The organism is Protaetiibacter larvae (assembly GCF_008365275.1).
Taxonomy (GTDB): Bacteria; Actinomycetota; Actinomycetes; order Actinomycetales; family Microbacteriaceae; genus Homoserinibacter; species Homoserinibacter larvae.
Genome location: NZ_CP043504.1, coordinates 1,628,272 through 1,650,603 on the forward strand (window position 1 = coordinate 1,628,272; position 22,332 = coordinate 1,650,603).

The 22,332-nt window shown below is 69.4% G+C and carries 18 protein-coding genes and 2 rRNA genes; 19 read left to right on the plus strand and 1 reads right to left on the minus strand.

Annotation, left to right across the window (positions count from 1 at the left end):
• Nucleotides 1–395: 395 nt before the first annotated feature.
• From FLP23_RS07720 to der, 18 genes are all read left to right on the plus strand, one after another.
• Nucleotides 396–3,510, plus strand: a 23S ribosomal RNA gene (locus tag FLP23_RS07720).
• Between the two features lie 116 nt (nt 3,511–3,626).
• Nucleotides 3,627–3,743, plus strand: a 5S ribosomal RNA gene (gene rrf / locus FLP23_RS07725).
• Nucleotides 3,744–3,837: 94 nt separating this feature from the next.
• Nucleotides 3,838–4,905: a hypothetical protein gene (locus FLP23_RS12485; protein WP_246139932.1), complete on the plus strand. Its 1,068-nt coding sequence runs from the start codon at nt 3,838–3,840 to the stop codon at nt 4,903–4,905.
• An 8-nt stretch (nt 4,906–4,913) separates the two neighbouring features.
• A complete protein-coding gene (locus FLP23_RS07735) occupies nt 4,914–5,915 on the plus strand; it encodes an HAD-IIA family hydrolase (protein ID WP_246139933.1) in 1,002 nt (333 codons plus the stop codon).
• A gap of 1 nt (nt 5,916) precedes the next feature.
• Nucleotides 5,917–6,087, plus strand: coding sequence for a hypothetical protein (locus tag FLP23_RS12250; protein ID WP_168200330.1), 171 nt, complete (start codon nt 5,917–5,919; stop codon nt 6,085–6,087).
• Entirely contained in the window at nt 6,080–6,895 is an 816-nt protein-coding gene (locus tag FLP23_RS07740; protein WP_149325320.1) for a TlyA family RNA methyltransferase, read from the plus strand. Before FLP23_RS12250 ends, FLP23_RS07740 begins: the two co-directional genes overlap by 8 nt.
• Before the next feature lie 398 nt (nt 6,896–7,293).
• A complete protein-coding gene (locus FLP23_RS07745) occupies nt 7,294–8,238 on the plus strand; it encodes an NAD kinase (protein WP_149325321.1) in 945 nt (314 codons plus the stop codon).
• On the plus strand, nt 8,235–9,935 hold the full coding sequence (gene recN, locus FLP23_RS07750) for a DNA repair protein RecN (protein ID WP_149325322.1): 1,701 nt from the start codon (nt 8,235–8,237) through the stop codon (nt 9,933–9,935). Before FLP23_RS07745 ends, recN begins: the two co-directional genes overlap by 4 nt.
• Nucleotides 9,936–9,987: 52 nt before the next feature.
• A complete protein-coding gene (locus FLP23_RS07755) occupies nt 9,988–11,712 on the plus strand; it encodes a CTP synthase (protein WP_246140110.1) in 1,725 nt (574 codons plus the stop codon).
• Nucleotides 11,712–12,308 carry an NUDIX domain-containing protein gene (locus FLP23_RS07760; RefSeq protein WP_246139934.1) on the plus strand — a complete coding sequence of 199 codons (597 nt, stop codon included), beginning with the start codon at nt 11,712–11,714 and terminating at the stop codon, nt 12,306–12,308. The genes FLP23_RS07755 and FLP23_RS07760 overlap by 1 nt, the downstream gene beginning before the upstream one ends.
• Nucleotides 12,295–13,218, plus strand: coding sequence for a site-specific tyrosine recombinase XerD (xerD, locus tag FLP23_RS07765; protein ID WP_149325324.1), 924 nt, complete (start codon nt 12,295–12,297; stop codon nt 13,216–13,218). The genes FLP23_RS07760 and xerD overlap by 14 nt, the downstream gene beginning before the upstream one ends.
• A gap of 161 nt (nt 13,219–13,379) precedes the next feature.
• Nucleotides 13,380–14,273 carry a ParA family protein gene (locus FLP23_RS07770; protein WP_149325325.1) on the plus strand — a complete coding sequence of 298 codons (894 nt, stop codon included), beginning with the start codon at nt 13,380–13,382 and terminating at the stop codon, nt 14,271–14,273.
• 32 nt (nt 14,274–14,305) lie between these two features.
• Nucleotides 14,306–15,118, plus strand: coding sequence for a segregation and condensation protein A (locus FLP23_RS07775; RefSeq protein WP_149325326.1), 813 nt, complete (start codon nt 14,306–14,308; stop codon nt 15,116–15,118).
• Nucleotides 15,108–15,821 carry an SMC-Scp complex subunit ScpB gene (scpB, locus tag FLP23_RS07780; RefSeq protein ID WP_149325327.1) on the plus strand — a complete coding sequence of 238 codons (714 nt, stop codon included), beginning with the start codon at nt 15,108–15,110 and terminating at the stop codon, nt 15,819–15,821. Before FLP23_RS07775 ends, scpB begins: the two co-directional genes overlap by 11 nt.
• Nucleotides 15,818–16,597 (plus strand): pseudouridine synthase, encoded by a 780-nt coding sequence (locus tag FLP23_RS07785; RefSeq protein ID WP_149325328.1) that lies wholly within the window; start codon nt 15,818–15,820, stop codon nt 16,595–16,597. The genes scpB and FLP23_RS07785 overlap by 4 nt, the downstream gene beginning before the upstream one ends.
• Nucleotides 16,594–17,685 (plus strand): prephenate dehydrogenase, encoded by a 1,092-nt coding sequence (locus tag FLP23_RS07790; protein WP_149325329.1) that lies wholly within the window; start codon nt 16,594–16,596, stop codon nt 17,683–17,685. The genes FLP23_RS07785 and FLP23_RS07790 overlap by 4 nt, the downstream gene beginning before the upstream one ends.
• Nucleotides 17,682–18,350 (plus strand): (d)CMP kinase, encoded by a 669-nt coding sequence (gene cmk / locus FLP23_RS07795; RefSeq protein WP_149325330.1) that lies wholly within the window; start codon nt 17,682–17,684, stop codon nt 18,348–18,350. The genes FLP23_RS07790 and cmk overlap by 4 nt, the downstream gene beginning before the upstream one ends.
• Before the next feature lie 11 nt (nt 18,351–18,361).
• Entirely contained in the window at nt 18,362–19,906 is a 1,545-nt protein-coding gene (der, locus tag FLP23_RS07800; protein WP_149325331.1) for a ribosome biogenesis GTPase Der, read from the plus strand.
• Nucleotides 19,907–20,160: 254 nt separating this feature from the next.
• Here der and FLP23_RS07805 read toward each other — a convergent pair whose 3' ends face one another.
• Nucleotides 20,161–21,585: an MDR family MFS transporter gene (locus FLP23_RS07805; RefSeq protein WP_149325332.1), complete on the minus strand. Its 1,425-nt coding sequence runs from the start codon at nt 21,583–21,585 to the stop codon at nt 20,161–20,163.
• Between the two features lie 72 nt (nt 21,586–21,657).
• On the opposite strand from FLP23_RS07805, the gene FLP23_RS07810 reads away from it, so the two are divergent.
• The gene (locus tag FLP23_RS07810; RefSeq protein WP_149325333.1) at nt 21,658–22,308 is read left to right on the plus strand and encodes a TetR/AcrR family transcriptional regulator; all 651 of its coding nucleotides are present in this window, start codon (nt 21,658–21,660) and stop codon (nt 22,306–22,308) included.
• Nucleotides 22,309–22,332: the final 24 nt, after the last annotated feature.

A 22,332-nucleotide genomic window follows, 5' to 3' on the forward strand; every position in this document is an offset into this window, starting at 1 on the left:
GGGTGGTTTGCTCATGGGTGGAACATTGACATAGGCAGCGAGTCGAAACTCGAGAACCCAGTACAGCCGGCAACGGCAAGGAACAGTTCGGAAGCAGGCACTCGCTGCATGCACGCTGTTGGGTCCTGAAGGACCGGGCAGCCTCTTCGGAGGTTGACGACTTCAGGACTCGAACCACGTTCAAGCAGAGCTTCGAACGGGTACGAGTACCGCCCGTCATTTGAGAACTACACAGTGGACGCGAGCATCTTAGAACTGAGCCCGTTGGTCGAAAGATCAGTGGTCTCAGATCTACAAGATGATCAAATAGGGATGCGCTCTCGAGCGCATTTCCGATAGATCATTGGTCAATCTGCCGCACTTCGGTGCGGCCGATCGATTCTAAAAACTCATGTAGTCAAGTTTATAAGAGCAGACGGTGGATGCCTTGGCATCTGGAGCCGAAGAAGGACGTATGAATCTGCGATAAGCCTCGGGGAGCTGATAACAGAGCTTTGATCCGAGGATTTCCGAATGGGGAAACCCCGTCAGGCGTTGCAAGACGACCTGATGACTCCCGCCTGAATATATAGGGCGGGTAGAGGGAACGTGGGGAAGTGAAACATCTCAGTACCCACAGGAAGAGAAAACAACCGTGATTCCGTTAGTAGTGGCGAGCGAAACCGGAACAGGCCAAACCGATCATGTGTGATAGCCGGCAGGCGTTGCATGATCGGGGTTGTGGGACCTCTACGTACTTCTGCCGAAGTACACGTCGACGTGCGCGATATAGGTGAACGGCATTGAAAGGCCGACCACAGAGGGTGCCAGTCCCGTAACCGAAATGTCGAGCAGAGGCGAGAGGGATCCCAAGTAGCACGGGGCCCGAGAAATCCCGTGTGAATCCGCCAGGACCACCTGGTAAGCCTAAATACTCCCAGATGACCGATAGCGGACAAGTACCGTGAGGGAAAGGTGAAAAGTACCCCGGGAGGGGAGTGAAATAGTACCTGAAACCGTCTGCTTACAAACCGTTGGAGCCTCCCTAGCAGGGGTGACAGCGTGCCTTTTGAAGAATGAGCCTGCGAGTTAGTGGTATGTGGCGAGGTTAACCCGTGAGGGGCAGCCGTAGCGAAAGCGAGTTCGAATAGAGCGATTCAGTCGCATGCCCTAGACCCGAAGCGAAGTGATCTATCCATGGCCAGGTTGAAGCGACGGTAAGACGTCGTGGAGGACCGAACCCACTTGGGTTGAAAACCGAGGGGATGAGCTGTGGATAGGGGTGAAAGGCCAATCAAACTTCGTGATAGCTGGTTCTCTCCGAAATGCATTTAGGTGCAGCGTTGCGTGTTTCTTGCCGGAGGTAGAGCTACTGGATGGCCGATGGGCCCTACAAGGTTACTGACGTCAGCCAAACTCCGAATGCCGGTAAGTGAGAGCGCAGCAGTGAGACGGTGGGGGATAAGCTTCATCGTCGAGAGGGAAACAACCCAGACTACCGACTAAGGCCCCTAAGCGCGTGCTAAGTGGGAAAGGATGTGGAGTTGCACAGACAACCAGGAGGTTGGCTTAGAAGCAGCCACCCTTGAAAGAGTGCGTAATAGCTCACTGGTCAAGTGATTCCGCGCCGACAATGTAACGGGGCTCAAGCACGCCGCCGAAGTCGTAGAATTCGCATTATAGGTAGGCCTTCGTGGTCCAGCCGTGCGGATTGGTAGGAGAGCGTCGTGTGGCGAGTGAAGCGGCGGGGTGACCCAGCCGTGGACGCCACACGAGTGAGAATGCAGGCATGAGTAGCGAAAGACGTGTGAGAAACACGTCCTCCGAAAGACCAAGGGTTCCAGGGTCAAGCTAATCTTCCCTGGGTAAGTCGGGACCTAAGGCGAGGCCGACAGGCGTAGTCGATGGACAACGGGTTGATATTCCCGTACCGGCGAAGAACCGCCCAAGCTAATCCAGTAGTGCTAAGAGTCCTAATCCGGCAGATGGATCCCTTCGGGGTGAAGCAGCCGGCCTAACGCTCGAACCCGTGCTGGTGCGGCTAGCGTATTAACAGGTGTGACGCAGGAAGGTAGCCGAGCCAGGCGATGGTTGTCCTGGTGTAAGGACGTAGGGCGAGAGATAGGCAAATCCGTCTCTCACATAGCCTGAGATCTGATGCATACCCCTCACGGGGGAATTCGGTGATCCTATGCTGCCAAGAAAAGCATCGACGCGAGGTTCCAGCCGCCCGTACCCCAAACCGACTCAGGTGGTCAGGTAGAGAATACCAAGGAGATCGAGAGAATCGTGGTTAAGGAACTCGGCAAAATGCCCCCGTAACTTCGGGAGAAGGGGGGCCTAAGGCGTGTACGGACTTGCTCCGGAAGCGCTGCAGGGCCGCAGAGACCAGTGGGAAGCGACTGTTTACTAAAAACACAGGTCCGTGCGAAGACGCAAGTCGATGTATACGGACTGACGCCTGCCCGGTGCTGGAAGGTTAAGAGGAGGGGTTAGCTTCGGCGAAGCTCTGAATTTAAGCCCCAGTAAACGGCGGTGGTAACTATAACCATCCTAAGGTAGCGAAATTCCTTGTCGGGTAAGTTCCGACCTGCACGAATGGCGTAACGACTTCCCAGCTGTCTCAACCGCGAACTCGGCGAAATTGCACTACGAGTAAAGATGCTCGTTACGCGCAGCAGGACGGAAAGACCCCGTGACCTTTACTACAGCTTGGTATTGGTGTTCGGTGTGGCTTGTGTAGGATAGGTGGGAGACTATGAAGCTGGCACGCTAGTGTCGGTGGAGTCGTTGTTGAAATACCACTCTGGTCACTCTGGATGTCTAACTACGAACCGTAATCCGGTTCTGGGACAGTGCCTGGTGGGTAGTTTAACTGGGGCGGTTGCCTCCCAAAGAGTAACGGAGGCGCCCAAAGGTTCCCTCAACCTGGTTGGCAATCAGGTGTCGAGTGTAAGTGCACAAGGGAGCTTGACTGTGAGAGTGACGGCTCGAGCAGGGACGAAAGTCGGGACTAGTGATCCGGCAGTGGCTTGTGGAAGCGCTGTCGCTCAACGGATAAAAGGTACCTCGGGGATAACAGGCTGATCTTGCCCAAGAGTCCATATCGACGGCATGGTTTGGCACCTCGATGTCGGCTCGTCGCATCCTGGGGCTGGAGTAGGTCCCAAGGGTTGGGCTGTTCGCCCATTAAAGCGGTACGCGAGCTGGGTTTAGAACGTCGTGAGACAGTTCGGTCCCTATCCGCTGCGCGCGTAGGAAATTTGAGAAGATCTGTCCCTAGTACGAGAGGACCGGGACGGACGAACCTCTGGTGTGTCAGTTGTTCCGCCAGGAGCACCGCTGATTAGCTACGTTCGGAACGGATAACCGCTGAAAGCATCTAAGCGGGAAGCCGGCTTCAAGATGAGATTTCCATCCCTTCGGGGGAGAGGCTCCCAGCTAGACTACTGGGTTGATAGGCCGGATGTGGAAGTGGGGACTAAAGACCCATGGAGCTGACCGGTACTAATAAGCCGATAACTTGACAACACACATAGTTTTCAGAATAGATATTCTGTTGCTCGCGTCCACTTTGTGGTTCCCGATTGACGGTCGGGAACGCTTCGATATGCATCGAGGCACTTTGACTGAGAAATCAATAGTGTTTCGGCGGCCATAGCGTAGGGGAAACGCCCGGTTACATTCCGAACCCGGAAGCTAAGACCTACAGCGCCGATGGTACTGCGAGGGCGACCTCGTGGGAGAGTAGGACACCGCCGGACTTCTTTCGAGGAGGCCCACCCGTATGCCGGGTGGGCCTTCTTCGTTTAAGCCGCAGAACCCCGCTCGCTAGCATGGAGCGGACCCAGGAGAGTCATGTCAGACGAGAGCACCCCCGAGCCGGATCGCGAGCGCAAGCCGCGACGCACCGGACCCGCCGCGGGACCGCGGGGTCAGCGTGGCTCGGGCGCCCCGCGGGGGGATCGCAAGCCGTACGAGGGCAAGAAGCCGTACGAGCGTAAGCCGGCGGATGGCAAGAAGCCGTTCGACCGCAAGCCGGCGGATGGCAAGAAGCCGTACGAGCGCAAGCCGGCGGATGGCAAGAAGCCGTTCGACCGCAAGCCCACCGACGGCAAGCGCCCGTACACCCGAGGTCCGGTCGACGGAAAGCGTCCGTACGCCGGCGCCTCGGAGGGAGCGCGCCCGCCCCGCCCGCGCGAGGATGACCGACCGCGGCACGACGACCCGCCGATTCCCGATGATGTCGCCGCGAATCAGCTCGACCGCGGTGCACGTCAGGAGCTCAAGCCGCTCACCAAGGAGAACGCCGACTGGGTGGCGAGGCATCTCGTCATGGCGGCGCGGCTCCTGGAGGAGGATCCGGCACTCGCCCACAAGCACGCCCTTGCCGCCGCGCGTCGGGCGGGCCGCATCGGTGTGGTACGTGAGACCACGGCGATCACCGCATACGAGACCGGCGACTTCGCCCTCGCCTTGCGCGAGCTGCGCACCTACCGCCGCATCACGGGCCGCGACGACCAGCTGCCGCTCATGGTCGACTCGGAGCGCGGGGTCGGACGCCCGCAGGCGGCTCTCGAGCTGGGCCGCTCCGTTCCGCGTGCCTCGCTCGACGTGCCCGTGCAGGTGGCGCTCGCGATCGCGATGTCGGGAGCCCGCCTGGATCTGGGGCAGCCCGAGCTCGCGCTCACCGAACTGCAGATCCCGCAACTCGACCCCGAGCGGGCCTTCTCGTACAGTCCGGCGCTGTTCGACGCCTACGCGACCGTTCTCGAGGAGCTCGGGCGCACGGATGAGGCCGAGCAGTGGTGGCAGCGTTCGGATCGTGCGACGATCGCGCTCGAGCAGGCCGCGATCCCCGAGGGGCAGGACACGGTCGAGATCATCGAGGAGTTCCTCGACGACGAGCCGGGCACCGAGGCGTGACGGGCGGCGTGGCGCCCGCCCCGCTCGACGGGGTGGATGTGGTGCTCGCGGACCTCGACGGCGTCGTGTACGCGGGAGAGAACGCGATCCCGCATGCCGTCGAGTCGCTCGTCGCGGCTGGCGAGACCCGGCGGGTCGGCTACATCACCAACAACGCCTCGCGCACGCCGCAGTCGGTCGCCGCCCAGCTGCAGTCGTTCGGGCTGCCGACGGTGCCCGACGACATCGTCTCGTCGCCGCAGGCCGCCGTGCGACTGCTCGTCGACCTCGTGCCGGCGGGTTCCACGATTCTGGTGGTCGGCGGCGAGGGCCTCGTCGTCGAGGTCGAGGGCGCCGGGTTCCGGGTGACGCGTTCTGCACGGGATGCGCCCGCCGCCGTGGTGCAGGGGTTCGCCCCCCAGGTGGCGTGGACCGACCTCGCGGAGGCCGCGTTCGCGCTGCAGGGCGGCGAGAGCGGCATCCCGTGGGTCGCCACGAACACCGACTGGACGCTCCCGCAGGCCCGCGGCACCGCCCCCGGCAACGGCACGCTCGTCTCGGCCGTGCACACGGCCGTCGGGCGTCTGCCGATCGTGGCCGGCAAGCCCGAGAGGGCGATCTTCGATGCGGCGGTGTCCCGCTTCGGCGCTCGGAATCCGCTCTTCATCGGCGACCGGCTCGACACCGACATCGTCGGGGCGGTGCGCGCGGGAATCGCCTCGGTGCTCGTGCTGACCGGCATCGACGGCCCCAAGCAGCTGCTGGCCGCAGCGGCGGACTCCCGGCCCAGCTTCATCCTCGACGACCTCCGCGGGCTCGCGACGCCGTACCCGCGCGTCGTCGACGAGACGGATGCCGCCGGCGACCGCCGCATCCGGGTCGGCGATGTGGTCGTGCTGCACCGTGGCTCCGCGCTGCGGCTCGAGCGTGCGGGCAGCGACATCGATCGCATCCGGGCGGCGGCGGCAGCCGTCTGGGGTGCGGGCGTGCCGATCTACGCGCTCGACGTGGCGCCCGAACTATATTCGTGACGTGAACGACCAGGCCCGATCCGGCGAGGACCATGAGCCGAGTGCGCTGCTGTCGCGCCTTCGGGTGATCGAGGACCAGCCGCTCGCCGACCGCGCGGCGGCCCTCGCGCAGCTGCACGAGGAGTTGCGCGCGCGGCTCGAGGCGGGCGACGCCCCGCGCGCCCATGCCTGATGCGGACCTTGCGCGGCTCGACGCCGAGCTCGTGCGCCGCGGCCTCGCCCGCTCCCGGGCGGTCGCGGCGGAGGCGATCACCCAGGGCCTGGTGACGGTCGACGGACGCCCGGCGCTGAAAGCCGCGCTGCGGGTGCCCGTGGACGCCGTCATCGAGCTCGCGGGGGCGGACCACTACGTGAGTCGCGGCGCGCACAAGCTCATCGCGGCGCTCGACGCGTTCGGCGTCGATCCATCCGGCCGTGTCGCGCTCGATGCCGGCGCCTCGACCGGCGGCTTCACCCAGGTGCTGCTCGAGCGCGGCGCCTCCCGGGTGTTCGCGGTCGACGTCGGCCACGGTCAGCTCGTGCCAGAAATGCAGGAGAACCCGCGGGTCGCCAACCTGGAGGGGCAGAACCTGCGGTACCTCACTCGCGAGTCTCCTGCATTTCTGGGGTGGGCGGGGGAGTTGGCGGCGAGCGGATGGCCGAGCCTCGTGGTGGGGGACCTCAGCTTCATCTCGCTCACCCAGGTGCTCGAACCGCTCGCCGCGCTCGCGGAGCCGGACGCCGACCTCGTGCTGCTCGTGAAACCGCAGTTCGAGGTGGGGCGAGGCGGCGTACGCGAAGGCATCGTGCGGGATCGCGCGGCGCGGCACGACGCCGCGACCAGCGTGCTGTGGGTGGCGTGGGATCTGGGGCTCGGCGCCCTCGGGATCATCGACAGCCCCATCCCGGGCGGAAGCGGCAACCGCGAATACCTCGTGCACCTGCGACGGGGCGCGCCCGATCCGGGGGAGCTGCGGGCGGCGGTCGCAGGGCTCGGCTGAGGCCGGGGCGGCTGATCTCGATACACCGCGCTGCGCGCGGCACTCGATCAGCGGGGTTGGCGCTGCGCGCGGCACTCGATCAGCGGGGTTGGCGCTGCGCGCGGCACTCGATCAGCGGGGTTGGCGTTGCGCGCGGCACTCGATCAGCGGGGTTGGCGTTGCGCGCGGCACTCGACTGGGGGCGCGAGCGCAGCGGGGTGGGCGGACGGCTCGCGGGACGCTGGCACCGGGTCGGGCGGGAGCGGCCGTCCAGGCCGCGAGGGCATGCGTTCCGCGAGCCGTCCGCCCACCCCGCGGAGCGACCCGTGGCTGCGGGGTTCTGGACGGCGGGAGGCACCCGGCGCGGTGCACGGTGTGGAGGAGCGGCGCGCGACGGGGGCATCCGACAGAATGGGGGCATGACCGACGACGCGCGCCACATCCTCGTGGTGGCCCACACCGGGCGCGCCGATTCGCTCGAGGCGGGCATCGAGGTGTGCCGCAAGCTCATCGCCGCTGGCCTCACCCCGGTGGTGTCGGATGATGAGCTCGCCGATCTGCGCGAGGCGGCCCCCGATCTCGGTCCGCTGGCACTCCTCGGGCGCGAGGTGACGGCGACCGAGCTCGAGCTCGTGATCGTGCTGGGCGGCGACGGCACCATCCTGCGTGCGGCCGAGCTCGCCCGGGGCTGTGAGGCACCCGTGCTGGGCGTGAACCTGGGGCACGTGGGTTTCCTCGCGGAGGCGGAGCGCGAGGATCTCGACGAGACCGTGCAGCGCGCTCTCGCCCGCGACTACATCGTCGAGGAGCGGATGGCGCTGTCGGTGCGGGTGAAGCGCGGCAGCGAGGTGGTCTACGAGACGTGGGCGCTCAATGAGGCGACCGTCGAGAAGGCGAGCCGGGAGCGCTCGCTCGAGGTGGTGATCGAGATCGACGCCCGGCCGTTGTCGACCTTCGGCTGCGACGGCGTCGTGGTGTCGACGCCGACGGGATCCACCGCCTACGCGTTCTCGGCGGGCGGGCCGGTCGTCTGGCCGAGCGTCGAGGCGATCCTCCTGGTGCCGTTGTCGGCGCACGCGCTGTTCGCGCGCCCCCTCGTGGTCGGCCCGGAGTCGCCCGTGGCGATCGAGCTGCTCGACCGCTCGCAGGGCAGCGGGGTGCTGTGGTGCGACGGGCGTCGCACCTTCGATCTTCCGCCGGGCGCGCGCGTCGTGGTCCGCCGTTCGCCGCAGCCGGTGCGGCTCGCGCGGCTCGCGCCGCGTCCCTTCGTGGACCGGCTGGTGGGCAAGTTCGCGCTGCCCGTGGACGGCTGGCGCGGGCCGGCGTCCGAGGGTGCGTCCGCGGAGGAGCGGGGCCGGGAGTGATCGAGGAGCTGTCGATCCGCGACCTCGGGGTGATCGGCGAGGCACGGCTTCCGCTCGGGCCGGGGTTCACGGCCGTGACGGGTGAGACGGGCGCGGGCAAGACGATGGTCGTGACCGCTCTCGGGCTGCTGCTCGGCGAGCGTGCCGACCCGGGGGCGATCCGAGCCGGCAGTCCGCAGGCGGGCGTGGAGGGCCGCTGGGTCGTGCCGGATGCAGGCGAGGTCGCGGAGCGCGTGCGCGAGGCGGGGGGTGAGCTGGATCCGATCGATGCGGGTCGCGCGGAGCTCATCCTGGCGCGCACCGTGTCGTCGGAGGGACGCAGCCGCGGTGTCGTGGGCGGGCGTTCCTCGCCGGTCGGCGTGCTCGCGGAGCTCGGCGAGCGGCTCGTGGTGGTGCACGGCCAGTCGGATCAGCTGCGCCTGCGGTCCGCCGCGGCGCAGCGCGATGCGCTCGACGGCGCGGCCGGGCCGCAGCATCGGGCGCTGCTGGCCGAGTACGGCGAGGCGTTCCGGGCGTGGCGTGCGCATGCGGCGGAGCTGGAGGCGCTCATCGCCGCCCGCGATGCGCGTGCGCGCGAGGCCGAGCAGTTGCGCGAGGATCTCGCCGAGTACGCCGAGCTCGCCCCCCAGCCCGGCGAGGACGAGGAGCTGGCGGCGCGTGCCGAGCGGCTCGGCAATCTCGAGGATCTGCGCCGGGCGGCGACTCTCGCCCAGGAGGCCGTGTCGGCCCAGTCGGGAGACGATCGTGCGGATGCCGTGGGGCTCGTGGAGGAGGCGCGCCGCGCGATCTCCCGCGTCGCCGACCACGACCCCGCGCTGGCGCCCGCGCGCGAGGCTCTCGACACGATCGCCTACCAGCTGGCCGAGGTCTCCACCGAGCTCTCGCACTACCTCGGCGGGCTGGATGTGGACGGCGCCCGCGAGCTCGAGGCGGTGCAGGATCGGCGTGCGGCGCTCGCCGCCTTCGCCCGCAAGCACGGCGCCCCGCTCGACGAGGTGATCGCGGGGCTCGAGAACGCGGGGCTGCGGCTGCTCGAACTGGACGGCGACGACGACCGCATCGAGCAGCTGAGCGCGCAGACCGCGACGGCATCCGCCCGGGTCGAGGAGCTCGCTGCCCGGGTGACCGCGGGGCGCGCGGCCGCAGCGGAGGAGCTCGCGGCACGCGTGAGCGCCGAGCTCGCCGCGCTCGCCATGCCGGACGCGCGGCTCGTGGTGGAGCTCGAGGAGCAGGAGCTCTCGGCATCCGGCCGCGACCGCGTCGCGTTCCTCCTGCAGCCGCATGCGGGATCCGAACCGCGTCCGCTCGCCAAGGGGGCGTCGGGCGGCGAGCTGTCGCGCGTGATGCTCGCGCTCGAGGTGGTGCTGGCCGCGTCGGGGGAGGTGCCCACCTTCGTCTTCGACGAGGTGGATGCCGGCGTCGGCGGCGCGGCAGCCATCGAGATCGGCCGCCGCCTCGCGCGCCTCGCCGAGACCGCCCAGGTGATCGTCGTCACGCATCTCGCCCAGGTGGCGGCGTTCGCCACCAACCACCTCGTGGTCGTGAAGGATCGCGACGGTCAGGTGACGGCATCCAGCGTCCGCCGGGTGGACGACGCGGACCGCGTGGCGGAGATGGCGCGCCTGCTGTCGGGGCTTCCCGATTCGGCCACGGGGCTCGAACACGCCCGCGAGTTGCTGGAGCTTTCGCGCGGTTGAGGGTGTCGCAGCGTTCACCCGGGTTCGTGTCATATGCTGAAACCCCGTGGTGATCAATACGGGCGCAGTCGTTACCAAGCACATCTTCGTCACCGGGGGCGTCGTCTCCTCGCTGGGTAAGGGCCTCACCGCGGCCAGTCTGGGCAATCTGCTCACCGCACGCGGTCTGCGGGTCGTCATGCAGAAGCTCGACCCGTACCTCAACGTCGACCCGGGCACCATGAACCCGTTCCAGCACGGCGAGGTGTTCGTGACCGATGACGGCGCCGAGACCGACCTCGACATCGGCCACTACGAGCGCTTCCTCGACATCGACCTCAGCCAGTCGGCGAACGTCACGACCGGCCAGATCTATTCGACCGTCATCGCGAAGGAGCGCCGCGGCGAATACCTCGGCGACACCGTGCAGGTGATCCCGCACATCACCGACGAGATCAAGCGCCGGATGCGGCTGCAGGCCACCGAGGATCCGGCACCCGATGTGATCATCACCGAGATCGGCGGCACGGTCGGCGACATCGAGTCGCAGCCCTTCATCGAGTCCGCCCGTCAGGTGCGCCACGAACTCGGCCGGCGGAACGTGTTCTTCGTGCATGTGTCGCTCGTGCCGTTCATGGGTGCCTCGGGCGAGCAGAAGACCAAGCCCACCCAGCACTCGGTCGCGGCGCTGCGATCCATCGGCATCCAGCCGGATGCGCTCGTGCTGCGCAGCGACCGCGTCGTCTCCGAGTCGAACAAGCGCAAGATCGCGCTCATGTGCGACGTCGACGAGCGCGCCGTCGTCAACGCGATCGATGTGCCCTCGATCTACGACATCCCCACGATGCTCAACCAGCAGGGTCTCGACGCGTACATCATCGAGCAGCTGGGCCTCGACGAGAAGGCGGGCGAGGTGGACTGGGACGGCTGGTCGGGGCTGCTGAAGGCCGTGCACGAGCCCGCGCACGAGGTGACGATCGCGCTCGTCGGCAAGTACATCGATCTGCCGGATGCCTACCTCTCGGTCACCGAGGCGCTGCGTGCGGGCGGGTTCGCCCACCAGACCAAGGTGAAGATCCGCTGGGTTCCGTCCGACGAGTGCGAGACGCCGGAGGGCGCCGCGCGCCAGCTCGCGGATGTCGACGGCATCTGCGTTCCGGGCGGATTCGGCGTGCGGGGCATCGAAGGAAAGCTCGGGGCGCTGCGCTTCGCCCGTGAGAACGGGATCCCGGCGCTCGGCCTGTGCCTCGGCCTGCAGTGCATGGTGGTCGAGTACTCGCGCAACGTCGCGGGTCTGCCGGGGGCGAGCTCCTCCGAGTTCGACCCCGACACCGAGTTCCCGGTGATCGCGACGATGGCCGAGCAGGTCGACATCCTCGACCACGGCGACATGGGCGGCACGATGCGGCTGGGCCTCTACGAGGCGCAGCTGCTGCCGGGGTCGATCGTCGCGGAGGCCTACGGCGCCGAGGTCGTGCACGAGCGGCACCGCCACCGCTACGAGGTCAACAACCACTACACCGAGCGGATCGGCGAGGCCGGGCTGGTGTTCTCGGGCACGAACCCGGAGCACGGGCTCGTGGAGTTCGTGGAGCTGCCGCGCGAGGTGCACCCGTTCTACGTCGGCACCCAGGCGCACCCCGAGCTGCGCTCGCGGCCGAACCGCGCCCACCCGCTGTTCCGCGGACTCGTCGGCGCGGCTCTCGAGCGCCAGCAGGCCTCGCGACTGTTCGAGGTGGAAGGCGCCGAGGGCGCCGATGCCGAGGCGGAGCCGGTCGGCGCGACCGTCGAGGCCTGATGTCGGATCCGACGGCCGATTCGCTCGCGGCGCTGCTGTCCGGTCCGCTCGCCGATCTGCCCGAGACCGCTGAGGTGGTCGGGCGGCAGCGGGTCTACGCCGGGCGGGTGTGGGATGTCGTGCGTGAGCGGTTCCGCTTCGCCGGTCATGAGCTCGAGCGCGATTTCGTGGCCCACACGGGTGCTGTGGCGGTGCTCGCGGTGAGCGAGGACGGCAAGGTGCTGCTCATCAACCAGTACCGGCATCCGATCCGCAGCCGCGACTGGGAGCTGCCCGCCGGACTGCTCGACGTGCCGGGGGAGGAGCCTCTCGAGGCGGCGAAGCGGGAGCTCGCCGAGGAGGTGGATCTGGTCGCCTCCGAGTGGCGCGAACTGCTGACGTTCGCGACCTCGCCGGGCGGGAGCGACGAGCATGTCGTGGTCTTCGAGGCGCGCGGCCTCACGGCGGCGCCGGAGGCGTATGCGCGCACCGAGGAGGAGGCGCAGCTCGTGCGGCGTTGGGCGTCGCTCGACGAGGTCGTCGAGGCGGCGCTCGCGGGGCGCATCCGCAACTCGATCCTGCTGCTCGCGGTGCTCGCCGCCCATGCCCGCGGCTGAGCTCGACCGGCAGTCGGTCCGCTACCTGCGGCACCTGGCGATCGAGCGCGGCCTGTCGGCCAACACGGTGGCGGCGTACCGCCGCGACCTCGCGGCTTTCACGGGGACGCTCGCCGATCGCGGCATCCACGAGTCGACGCAGCTCGACGGGGACATCCTGCGCGGCTACGTGGCGGGGCTGCGCGACCGGGAGCGGCCGCTCTCGGCGGCGTCGGTGGCGCGCACGATCTCCGCGATCCGCGGCTTCACGCGTTTCCTCGTGGAGGAGGGCGCGATCGCCCGGGATCCCGCCGAGTCGCTGGCTGCGCCGAAGCTCCCGCAGCGGCTGCCGAAGGCGCTCAGCCACGCGCAGGTGGAGGCGCTGCTCGCCGCGACCGACGGCGACGATCCGGTGCGCATGCGCGACAAGGCGCTTCTCGAGCTGCTCTATGCGACGGGTGCGCGGGTCTCGGAGGCGGTGTCGCTCGCCGTGGACGACGTCATCGGCGTGGACGGCACGCCCGAGCTCATCCGGGTGATCGGCAAGGGCGACAAGCAGCGCATCGTGCCCGTGGGCAGTTACGCGCGGGCCGCTCTGGAGGCGTACCTGGTGCGGGCGCGGCCGCTGCTCGCGACGGGGGGCCGTGCGACGGGCGCGCTCTTCCTGGGGGCGCGGGGGGCGCCGCTCAGCCGGCAGAACGCCTGGCTCATCATCCGTGCGGCCGCCGAGCGGGCGGGGATCGGCGTCGAGGTCTCGCCGCACAGCCTGCGGCACTCCTTCGCGACGCATCTGCTCGCGGGAGGGGCGGATGTGCGGGTCGTGCAGGAGCTCTTGGGGCATGCGTCGGTGGCGACGACGCAGCTGTACACGCACGTGACGATCGAGGGACTCCGCGACGTCTACCAGCAGGCGCACCCGCGCGCCCGCTGATGCGCGAGGGGTCGCACAGTGCGGGAGACACGGCGTGTCGAGCGCCGTTCGCGACCCCTCGGCGGGGGGTGGTTTCAAGCTCAAGTTGAGGGTGAGGTGAACCGTTCGCGGGCGGGCCTGTCCTCCGCGGGGCGTCCGAAACCCGGACGTAGACTCCCGACATGACTGCACAGCGAGCCGACGCGCCGGAGCTCTCGGGGCTCGAGGAACTGGACGTCGTGCTCGGACCGACCGGCCGTCCCGTCACCGTCTTCCCCGAGCCGAAGCACCTCAGAAGCCACGGTCCGGCCCGCATCATCGCGCTCTGCAACCAGAAGGGCGGCGTCGGCAAGACGACCACCACCATCAGCCTGGGAGCGGCGCTCGCCGGCTACGGCCGGAAGGTGCTCGCCGTCGACTTCGACCCGCAGGGTGCGCTCTCCGCGGGGCTCGGCGTGCCCACGCACGACGTCACGACGATCTACGATCTGCTGCTCGGATCCTCCAAGGACGTCGCCGCGGCGATCCAGCCCACCGGCACCCCGGGGCTCGACGTCATCCCGGCCAACATCGACCTGAGCGCCGCCGAGGTGCACCTCGTGAACGAGGTGGCGCGTGAGCAGATCCTCGCGCGCGTGCTGCGGCAGGTGGCGGACCGCTACGACGTCATCCTCATCGACTGCCAGCCCTCGCTCGGCCTGCTGACCGTCAACGCCCTCACCGCGGCGCACGGCGTGCTCATCCCGCTCGAGTGCGAGTTCTTCGCCCTGCGCGGCGTCGCCCTGCTCGTCGAGACGATCGACAAGGTGCGCGACCGGCTGAACCCGGCGATCACGCTCGACGGCATCCTGGCGACCATGTACGACCCGCGCACCCTGCACTCGCGGGAGGTGCTCGAGCGGGTGGTCGAGGCCTTCGGCGATCGCGTGCTCGAGTCGGTCATCAACCGCACCGTGAAGTTCCCGGACGCCTCCGTGGCGGGCACCCCCATCACCGAGTTCGCGCCCGATCACCACGCGGCCGAGCAGTACCGGCAGCTGGCCCGCGAGCTCGTGTACCGTCGCGCCGTCGCCTGAGCGCGGAGGCCGCGGCAACTAGACTCGCCCCCATGCAGGAGGCGCCGACGGTGGTCGAGGAACCGGCCGGTTTCCGGCTCACCCTCGGCAACTTCGACGGTCCGTTCGACCTGCTGCTGTCGCTCATCGCCAAGCATGAGCTCGACATCACCGAGGTCTCCCTCTCGCGGGTGACCGACGAGTTCATCGCCTACCTGAAGGGGCTCGACGGCGCCGAGGAGCTCGAGCAGGCGAGCGAGTTCCTCGTGGTGGCCGCGACCCTGCTCGACCTCAAGGTGGTGGGCCTGCTGCCGCAGGGCGAGCTGGTCGACGCCGAGGATGTGGCGTTGCTCGAGGCACGCGACCTGCTGTTCGCGCGGCTGCTGCAGTACCGGGCCTTCAAGGAGGCCGCCCGCTGGTTCGAGGGGCACCTCGAGGCGGAAGGATCCCGGCACGCCCGCTCGGTGCGCCTCGAGGAGAAGTACCGGCGGCAGACACCGGAGCTGGTCTGGACGCTCGGACTGCACGACTTCGCGGCGCTCGCGGCGCTCGCCATGGCACCGCGGGAGCTCCCCGTTGTCGGACTCGACCACCTGCACGCGCCGCTCGTCAGCATCCGGGAACAGGCCGCTGTGGTCGTGGCGCTGCTGCGCTCGGGCGAGGCGACCACCTTCCGCCAGCTCATCTCGGGAGCCGAGCAGCGCGGCGTCGTGGTGGCGCGGTTCCTGGCGGTGCTCGAGCTCTACCGGCACGCCGCGATCGGGTTCGAGCAGCTCGAACCGCTCGGCGAACTCACCCTGCGCTGGACTGCGGTGCACTGGAACGACGAACAGCTGGCGAGCCTGGGGGCCGACTATGACCGATGACCTCACGACCGACGACCTGGATCTCGATACGCCGGCTACGCCGGCACTCGATCAGCGGGGTGGTGGGGCTGCGCCCGCACTCGAGCAGCGGGGTGGTGGGGCTGCGCCGGCACTCGATCAGCGGGGTGGCGTCGATGTGACCGCGGCGCTCGAGGCGGTGCTGCTCGTGGCGGATGAGCCGCTGCCGCTCGTGACCCTGGCGACGGCGCTCGGCGCCCCGGTTCCGGCGGTGCGGCAGTCGATCGAGCGGCTCGTCGCCGACTACGACGGGCTCGACCTCGACGGCCGGCCCGGCGGCCCCCGCCGCGGCTTCGAGCTGCGCGAGGTCGGCGGCGGCTGGCGGCTCTACGTGCGCGCCGAGCACGACGAGCTGGTGCGCGACTTCGTGCTCACCCAGAGCCCCACCCGCCTCTCGCAGGCGGCCCTCGAGACCCTCGCGGTGATCGCCTACAAGCAGCCCATCAGCCGCGGCTCGATCGCCGCGATCCGCGCCGTCAACGTCGACTCGGTCGTGCGCACCCTGCTCGGCCGCGGCCTCATCACCGAGGCGTTCACGGACGCCGAGACCGGTGCCATCCACTACGAGACAACGCCGCTGCTGCTCACCCAGCTCGGCATCAACTCGCTCGACGAGCTGCCGCCCATCTCGCCGCTGCTGCCCGACGGCGCCGACGGCTTCGAGGATCTCGGCGCCGCCCGATGAGCGCCGCGGAGCCGGAGGGCGAGCGCCTGCAGAAGGTGCTCGCCGCGGCGGGCGTCGCCTCGCGACGGGTGAGCGAGCAGTACATCGTCGCGGGACGCGTGCGGGTGAACGGGCGCGTCGTCACCGAGCTCGGCAGTCGCGTCGACCCGCTCGTCGACCACGTCGAGGTCGACGGGGTGCCCGTGCAGCTCGACACCGCGAAGCGCTACGTGATGCTCAACAAGCCGCGCGGCGTGGTGAGCTCGATGGCGGACGAGCGGGGCCGGCCCGACCTCGCCGCCTACGTCGAGCAGGTGGGGGAGCGGGTCTTCAACGTCGGGCGCCTCGACGCCGAGACGACGGGCCTGCTGCTGCTCACCAACGACGGCGAGCTCGCGCACGTGCTCGCGCATCCCTCCTTCGGCGTCGAGAAGACCTACCTGGCGACGGTGCGCGGCATCGTGCGCCCGGAGGTGCTGCGGCGGCTGCGGCAGGGCGTCGAGCTCGACGACGGGCCGATCGCCGTCGACCGGGCGCGCGTGGTGGGCGAGCCGTCCGGGGGGCGCACGATCGTCGAGGTGACGCTCCACTCGGGCCGCAACCGCATCGTGCGGCGGATGCTCGCCGAGGTGGGGCACCCCGTGATCGAGCTCGTGCGGCGTCAGTTCGGGCCGCTGCACCTGGGTTCGCTCGGCGCAGGGCGCTTCCGCGACCTCACTAAGGTGGAGGTCGGCCAGCTGCTCGCCCTCGCGCGCACGCCCGACGCCCCGACCCCGACCCAGGACACGCAGCGATGAACGACCGCCGACTCACGGAGCAGGTGCGCATCGTCGGATCCGGGCTGCTGGGCGCGAGCATCGGGCTCGGACTTTCGGCGCGCGGGGTGGATGTGATCGTCGACGACGCCTCGCCGTCGACCCGCGGCCTCGCCATCGCCTACGGCGCCGGACGCGCGCCCGCCCCGGACGACGCACCGGGGCTCATCGTCGTCGCCGTGCCGCCGGATGTCACCGCCGACATCGTCGCCGCCGAGCTCGAGCGCTACCCGGAGGCGCTCGTCACCGACGTCGCGAGCGTCAAACTCGCCCCGCTCGAGCAGCTGCGGGCACGCGGTGCCGACCTGTCGCGCTACCTCGGCACGCATCCGATGGCCGGGCGCGAACGCGGCGGTGCGGTCTCGGCGCGCGCCGACCTGTTCGTGGGGCGTCCCTGGATCGTCGCCGGCCACGACGGCATCAGCTACCGCCGTGCCGCCGCGATCGAGGACCTCATCCTGGATCTCGGCGCGGTGCCGATCGAGATGGATGCGGCCGACCACGATCGCAGCGTCGCGCTCGTCTCGCACGCACCCCAGCTCGTGGCGAGCCTGCTGGCGGCCCGCCTGCGCGGAGGGTCGGCGGCCGCCCTCGGACTGTCGGGGCAGGGGCTGCGCGACACGACCCGCATCGCGTCCAGCAACCCGGCGCTGTGGGTGCAGATCCTCGGCGCGAACGCCGCCGAGGTGGCGGAGGTGCTGCGTCCGCTGCGCGACGACCTCGACGCCGTCATCGCGGCCCTCGACGACCCGGAGGCGCCGGCATCCCGCCGCATCATCGCCGACACGCTCGCCGCCGGCAACGACGGCGTCAGCCGCATCCCCGGCAAGCACGGGCAGGACGGCCGGTTCACAGCGCTCGTGGTGAAGATCGACGACAAGCCCGGCGAGCTCGCCCGCCTGCTCACCGAGATCGGCGAGGAGGGCGTCAACATGGAGGATCTGCGGCTCGAGCACTCGCCCGAGACGAAGGTCGGCTTCGCCGAGATCTCGGTCGTGCCGGAGGCCGCGCACCCGCTCGCCACCGCGCTCGAGCAGCGCGGCTGGACCCTCATGGAGGCGGAGCGGTGAGCCCTGTCGTCGTCGCGGTCGACGGGCCGGCCGGCTCCGGCAAGTCGAGCGTGAGCAAGGCGGCCGCGCGCGAGCTCGGCTACGCCTACCTCGACACGGGCGCCGCCTACCGCGCGCTCACCTGGCTCGCACTCGAGCGCGGGGCCGACACCGCGGACGCCGCGGCCGTCGTGGCGCTGCTGTCCGACTTCGACTACTGCACCGAGCTGACCGAGACCGGCACCGCGGTGCGGGTCGGCGAGGCCGTCGTCACCGACGCCATCCGGGAGCCCCGCGTGAGCGCCGTCGTGAGCGACATCGCCCGCGTCCCCGAGGTGCGCCGCGCCCTCAACGAGGCGTTCCGGAGGCTCATCCGCGCATCCGACGCCCCCGGCATCGTGGTCGAGGGGCGCGACATCACCACCGTCGTCGCCCCGGACGCCGAGGTGCGCATCCTCCTCACCGCCGACGAAGACGTTAGAATTGCCAGGCGATCGGCCGAGCTCGCCCCCGGTGCCGCCTCCACGGCGCAGCAGCTGAGCGAACGGGACCGTCGAGACGCGCAGGTGGTCGACTTCCTGACCGCGGCGCCCGGCGTGACGACGATCGACTCCACGCACCTCGACTTCCCCGGCACCGTGCAGGCGGTCGTCGACCTGGTGCACGCCACGATCTCCCCCCACTGACAGGACACGACATGACCGAGCGCGACACCGACCCCGGCTTCGATCCTGGCTTCGACCCCGACGACGAGTTCGACGAGCTCGACCCCGCCCTCGCCGAGCGGCTCGCCGAGCTCGACGACGAGGTCGCCGAGCAGCGTGCCGCCTCGCTGCGCGCCGGGCTGTCGGACTACGAGCTCGACGAGGAGGACCTCGACCTCCTCGAGGCCGCCGAGGCGGGCCCCGACGGCATCACCTACCTGCCCGCGCTCCCGGTGCTCGCGATCGTGGGCCGGCCGAACGTGGGCAAGTCGGCGCTCGTCAACCGCATCCTGGGCCGTCGCGAGGCGGTCGTGGAGGACGTGCCGGGCGTCACGCGCGACCGCGTCTCCTACAAGGCCGAATGGCTGGGGCGGCGCTTCACCCTCGTCGACACCGGCGGTTGGGAGCCGGATGCCACCGGCATCAACGCCTCCGTCGCCGCGCAGGCCGAGGTCGCCGTCGACCTCGCCGACGCGGTGCTGTTCGTGGTCGACATCAACGTGGGCGCCACCGCGACCGACGAGCACGTCGTGCGGATGCTGCGGTCGTCGAGGAAGCCCGTCATCCTCGTCGCCAACAAGTCGGACGACGCCATCAAGGATCCGCAGGCCGCCGAGCTGTGGAGCCTCGGCCTGGGTGAGCCGTGGCCCCTGTCCGCGCTGCACGGGCGCGGCGTCGCCGACCTGCTCGACCACGTCATGACGGTGCTGCCGGAGGTGTCGGCGGTCGCCAAACAGGAGATCGGCGGACCGCGCCGGGTAGCCATCCTGGGGCGGCCGAACGTGGGCAAGAGCTCGCTGCTCAACAAGGCGGCCGGCGAGGAGCGCGTGGTCGTCAACGAGCTCGCGGGCACCACGCGTGATCCGGTGGACGAGCAGATCGAGCTCGGCGGACGCATCTGGACCTTCGTCGACACCGCCGGCATCCGCAAGCGCGTGCACCTGCAGCAGGGGGCCGACTTCTACGCCTCGCTGCGCACGAGTGCGGCACTCGAGAAGGCCGAGGTGGCGGTGGTCGTGCTCGATGTGACCGAGCCGATCAGCGTGCAGGATCTGCGCATCATCGACCTCGTGCTCGAGTCGGGGCGCGCTCTCGTGCTGGCGTACAACAAGTGGGACCTGCTCGACGACGAGCGCCGCCGCTACCTGGAGCGCGAGATCGAGCAGGATCTGGCGCACGTCACCTGGGCGCCGCGCGTCAACATCTCCGCGCGCACCGGGCGGCACCTGGAGAAGCTGGTTCCGGCGCTCGAGACGGCGCTCGAGTCGTGGGACACCCGCATCCCGACCGGGAAGTTCAACGCGCTCATCGCCGAGCTCACCGCGGAGCACCCGCACCCGGTGCGCGGCGGGAAGCAGCCGCGCATCCTGTTCGGCACGCAGGCATCCACTCGGCCGCCCACCTTCGTGCTCTTCACGACCGGGTTCCTCGACCCGCAGTACCGTCGCTTCATCCAGCGCCGCCTGCGCGAGGTCTACGGCTTCGAGGGCACCCCCGTCGTCGTCAATATGCGCGTGCGGGAGAAGCGCAAGCGCTGATGCGCTGGCGCTTCCGCGAAGGCCATTTCTGGCCTTCGCGCTGCACGCGCCGCGGCCGTCTCGGCCGCGGTCCGGCAGAGGGCGGCGCAGCCGCCGCCGGATGCGGGAGAAGCGCAAGCGCTGATGCGCTGGCGCTTCCGCGAAGGCCATTTCTGGCCTTCGCGCCGCGCGCGCCGCGGCCGTGATGCACAACGCTGCAGCGTCTGCCTCCGCGCGTGCGTGATGACGGCGGCGGGTCGCCCAGCGCTGCAGCGTTAGGCGGGTTCTCGGCGGGGGAGCACGAGGGCGGTGAGCAGGGCGAGGACGGACACGCCCGTCGCCACCCAGAAGGCGGCGTGGAAGGCGTCGACGGCGCCCGCGGGGGTCGTGGCCGAGTCCAGCAGGGTCGTGAGCACCACGGCGAGGGCGGCGGTGCCGAATGCGCCGCCGAGCTGCTGCGCGATCCGGGTGATCATGGTCGCCTGCGGGATGTCGTCGTGGCCGAGCCCCGTCATCGACACGGTCATAATCGGGATGAGCACCGTGCCGAGGCCGAGGCCGCGGATCACGAGCACGGCCGACAGCCAGACGTTGGAGGTGCCGGCGTCGGCGAAGGCGAACGGCACGGTGCCGAGCGCGACGAGCGCGAATCCGATGATGGCGAGGGCGCGCGCGCCGATCCGATCGAGGAGGAGCCCCGCGATGGGGCGTGCCGCGAGCGAGCCGACACCCTGGGGGATGAGGAGGAGGGCCGCGGTGAGCACGGTCTCGCCGCGCAGCGACTGCCAGTACAGCGGCAGCAGCAGCATGGCGCCGTAGAGGGCGGCGCCGGCGAGGGCCAGCACGATCGACGAGCTGCTGAGAGTGCGCCGCCCCAGCAGCCGCAGCTGCACGAGGGCGCGCTCGCGTCGATGCAGCGACCAGAAGGTGAAGGCCGCGATGAGCGCGGCGCCCGCGATGAGCGGCAGCAGCACGTCGAGGCGGGCGATGCCGTCGCCCGACTCCACATTCGACAGGCCCAGCAGCAGCAACGCGAGTCCCGGGGCCAGGAGCAGCATGCCGACGATGTCGAACTTCGCCTTCACCCGGCGCGCGGAGTCGTCGGGCAGTTTCCAGGCCGCGAGCACGATGCCGATGAGCACGATGGGCACGTTCACGAGGAACAGCCAGCGCCACGAGAGGCTGTCGAGGATGACCCCGCCGATGACGGGTCCGATGATCGGTCCGAGGGCGATCGGCACGGTCACGACCGCCATGAGCTTGCCCATGCCCTGCATCCGCCCGCCGACCGCCTGCACGGCGAGGGACTGCATGAGGGGGAACATGATGCCGCCGCCGAGGCCCTGCACCACGCGGAAGGCGATGAGGCTGGGCGCGTCCCAGGCGGTGGCGCACAGCACCGAGCCGAGCAGGAACAGGGCGAGGGCGAAGATCCACAGGCGCTTGCCGCCGAAGCGCTGCTGCGCCCAGCCGGTGATCGGGATGGCGACGGCGAGGGCGAGCAGATAGCCGGTGCTGATCCACTGGATGGTGGCGACCGGCACCGCGAACTCGCGGCCGAGGGTGTCGATCGCGATCGCGACGATCGTGGAGTCGAGGATGGCGGCGAAGCCGCCGACGATGAGGATCCAGGCGGTGCGCATCGCGCCGGCGGGCAGACGGTTGGTGGCGGGGGCCGCCGCCGGTGTGGGGGAGGTCATGGTGAGCTCGATCTCGAAATAAGAAACACTGGTGACTCTTGTGAGCGTACGCCGACGCGATAAGATACGCAAGTGACTCTTGAAGATCCGAGCCCGGCACCGGCCCGCCGACGACGCGGTGCGGAGCTCGAGGGTGCCATCCTCGAAGCCACCTGGCAGCTGATCGCCGAGCAGGGCTACGGGGCGCTCACCTTCGAGGCCGTCGCGAGCCGTGCGCGCACGAGCCGCGCGGTGCTCTACCGCCGCTGGCCGAATCGCGAAGCGCTCGTGCGCGCCGCGATCCGGCACACGGGCCTGCGCACGCCCGTCGAGCTGCCCGACACGGGCAGCCTGCGGGAGGACCTGCTCGAACTGCTGCGCGCCTCGAATCGCAACCGGCTCGGGATGTGGGTCGTGCTGAGCGTGCAGTTGGCCGGCTTCTATGCCGAGACCGGCGTGACGCCCGCCGAGCTGCGGCACGACCTGGTGGGGGACCGGCCGAACGGTACCGCGCTCATCCTGGCGCGCGCCGCCGAACGCGGCGAGGCCCGCCCCGACCTTCCGCCGCGCGTCGTGCGGGCGCTGTTCGACCTGTTCCGCTCCGAAGCGATCCTGCGCCTCGGCCCGGTGCCGGAGGAGGAGCTCGTGGCGATCGTCGACGAGGTGTTCCTCCCCCTCGTGCGCCCCCTATCCCGCGAGATGTCCGAAGTTGCAGGAAACGGGCCCGAGAACGGCAGCAACTGACATCTCGCGGGATGTTCCGCCATG